The organism is Chitinophaga sp., assembly GCF_035564935.1.
GTDB lineage: Bacteria > Bacteroidota > Bacteroidia > Chitinophagales > Chitinophagaceae > Chitinophaga.
The window spans coordinates 1-2470 of sequence record NZ_DATMTE010000356.1 but is presented as its reverse complement, the minus strand read 5'-3'; the positions used below and the strand labels follow the sequence as shown (position 1 = coordinate 2470).

The 2470-nt window shown below is 44.0% G+C and carries 3 protein-coding genes; 2 read left to right on the top strand and 1 reads right to left on the bottom strand.

The features are described 5' to 3' along the window. Together VN105_RS09425 and VN105_RS09420 are read left to right on the top strand one after the other, a co-directional pair. Positions 1 to 916: heparinase II/III domain-containing protein (locus VN105_RS09425; RefSeq protein ID WP_325640165.1), on the top strand; the 916-nt coding region annotated here is incomplete at its 5' end. Between the two features lie 52 nt (positions 917 to 968). After that, positions 969 to 2213 carry an alginate lyase family protein gene (locus tag VN105_RS09420; RefSeq protein ID WP_325640163.1) on the top strand — a complete coding sequence of 415 codons (1245 nt, stop codon included), beginning with the start codon at positions 969 to 971 and terminating at the stop codon, positions 2211 to 2213. A gap of 41 nt (positions 2214 to 2254) precedes the next feature. Here the strand turns inward: VN105_RS09420 and VN105_RS09415 are convergent. Continuing rightward, a partial coding sequence (locus VN105_RS09415) for a hypothetical protein (RefSeq protein WP_325640161.1) occupies positions 2255 to 2470 on the bottom strand: 216 nt, incomplete at its 5' end.

The window sequence follows — 2470 nt, the reverse complement described above, 5'->3', positions numbered from 1 at the left end:
GGCTATTTCCGATAGCCACGAAGGGGCAAAGCCCGACGCCAGCATTATGACTTATTTAAGCCGGAACCTGGAACTGGGATTAATACAATATGATACGCTCACCTACGAAGGAAAAACGGATGATATCCGCAATAATGTAATGATGGTTTTTCCGAATTCGGCATCTGTATCTGGACCCGGAAAAGTGAAGCAGACCGGAGAAGCGGCTATCCGCTCATTTTTTGACCAGACAGGTGTATTGGTTTCCCGACCCATACCCGGTTCCCCCTGCAATATTGGGGTGGCTTTTAAAGGCGGAAATAACGCAGAGTCTCATAATCATAATGATGTTGGTTCATTCACCATTGTGCAGGGAACGGAAATAATGGTTGGTGACCCGGGAGCAATCGCCTATACTGCCAATATTTTTACACCTGAATATCGTTATACCTATAAAACAGTGGGCTCTTTCGGACATCCGGTGCCGCTTGTGGCGGGCATCGGGCAACAACCGGGCGCCCAGGCGAGGTCAAAAACTGTTCGCACGGATTTTACCCGTGAGAAAGATGACATCACATTTGATATTGCCTCCGCCTACAACGTGCCGGAGCTGAAAAAACTGGAACGCACCATGGATTATAACAGGACGGCGGCAGGTAGTGTTACTTTTACTGATCGTTTTGAGTATACTCAGCCGGAAGCCTTTGAAATCGCTATCCCAACCCGGTCCAGGTGGAAGCAGACTTCTGATAGCACGCTATTGCTGATAAGAGGAAAAGAAAAAATGCTGGTTACCTTTTCTTCTCCCGGCAATAACCTGTCCCTGCGGTCAGAGCAAATTTCAGAAGGGGGTACTCCTTATTCACGTATTGGAATTTTTACCGGCAAACCGGTAAAGTCTGGCCAGATCAGTATTACCTATATGCCGGTAAATTGATTTTGCAGCTTTGAGGAAAAACAACGTTCCTTTAAAAACTAAAATGGAATCGATGAACTTAAAGAAACATTTTACGCTTGCATTATCTGCCCTTTTAATTACCGTATTCACTATATCGGGTAGTGTGGCGCAATTGCAGGAAAAGCGGCCACCTTTATGCGTCTGGAATTACAACCACATGATGATGGCCAGGAAAAGCCTGAAAAGCGGAGAAATGCTGTATAAGCAATCTTACCGGGAATTAATCCGGGAGGCTGAAAAAATCCTTTCTGAGCGGGAAACTTCCGTTATGGATAAACCGGACGAAAAAGTAGCCAAAAGCGGGGACAAGCATGACTTTATTTCCGTTGGTAAATATTGCTGGCCCAACCCGGATACGCCTGATGGAATGCCATGGATACAACGGGACGGGTATATCAATGTTGAAAATTTTAAAAAGGATGATGCGGTAAGACTCGATATAATGTGTAGCCGGGTAATGAAATTGTGTATTGCTTACTTTTTCAGTGGCGATGAGCGGTTTGCAAACAAAGCATCGGCGCTTATACGTGTTTGGTTCATTGACCCTGCCACCAGGATGAATCCTAATTTTACATATGCCCAGGTAATCCCCGGTAACGATAACAATATGGGCCATTTCCCGGGCGTCATTTTTGGCCGGGCACTTGTAAATGTGCTGTCAGGTGTTTGCCTTATTCAGCCATCTTCCGCTTATACTCAAAAAATAGACACCGGAACCAAAAGATGGTTTGCTGCCTATTCAGAATGGCTTACTACCAGCGACTTTGGGATAAAGGAAAGCAAGGCGAAAAATAATCACTCCATTGCTTATGACGAACAGCTTTTAGCGATTGCCCTGTTTTTGGGAGATACAGGGGCACAACATACACTCATCTCCGAATTTCATCCCAAACGAATTTTCAGGCAAGTGGAACCCGATGGTAAAATGCCGAAGGAATTGCTCCGGACACGCGCCTTGGGATATTCTGCATATAATGTAATACATATGCTGGAGATTTGCGAGATGGCAAAAGCAGATAATCCTTCCTTATACAATATAAAATCGCCTGATGGCAGGTGTATTGGTGTTGCAGTGGATTACATCGCCCAATATCTAGGAAAGAAAACAGAAGATTTCGCTCCCTACAAACAAATTGCTGATTGGGACAAATGCCTGGATGATGTATACTGGATTGTAAAGTGGGCTTCTCAATTTGACCCGTCTAAAAATTATGCAGCACTGGTTAAGAAATATTCTTCCGGAAGGGCAGATAAAATCAATAGTTTGCTGTATTGAGAAATAATAATGGATGATCGTTTAAAGCTGGTTCCTGCCCCTTACCTGTATTTTTGAATGAATGCGGCCAAAGATATGCCCATATTCGGATAATTAGGGTAGGGATGCGGGTTACCCGCTTGAACGGGAATGCTTTCAGTACCGGTATATTCGGAATACGGTTTAATAAGAGTAGTATCCTTTGTATAATTAAATCCATCTACATTATCAATAGCAATTGCAGCATCTACTATATAGATGTGTTCCAGCTCCTTTCC

Bases quoted from the DNA above. Each gene is read 5' to 3' on its own strand.
- VN105_RS09420 (WP_325640163.1), top strand. From the start codon at position 969: ATGAACTTAAAGAAACATTTTACGCTTGCATTATCTGCCCTTTTAATT.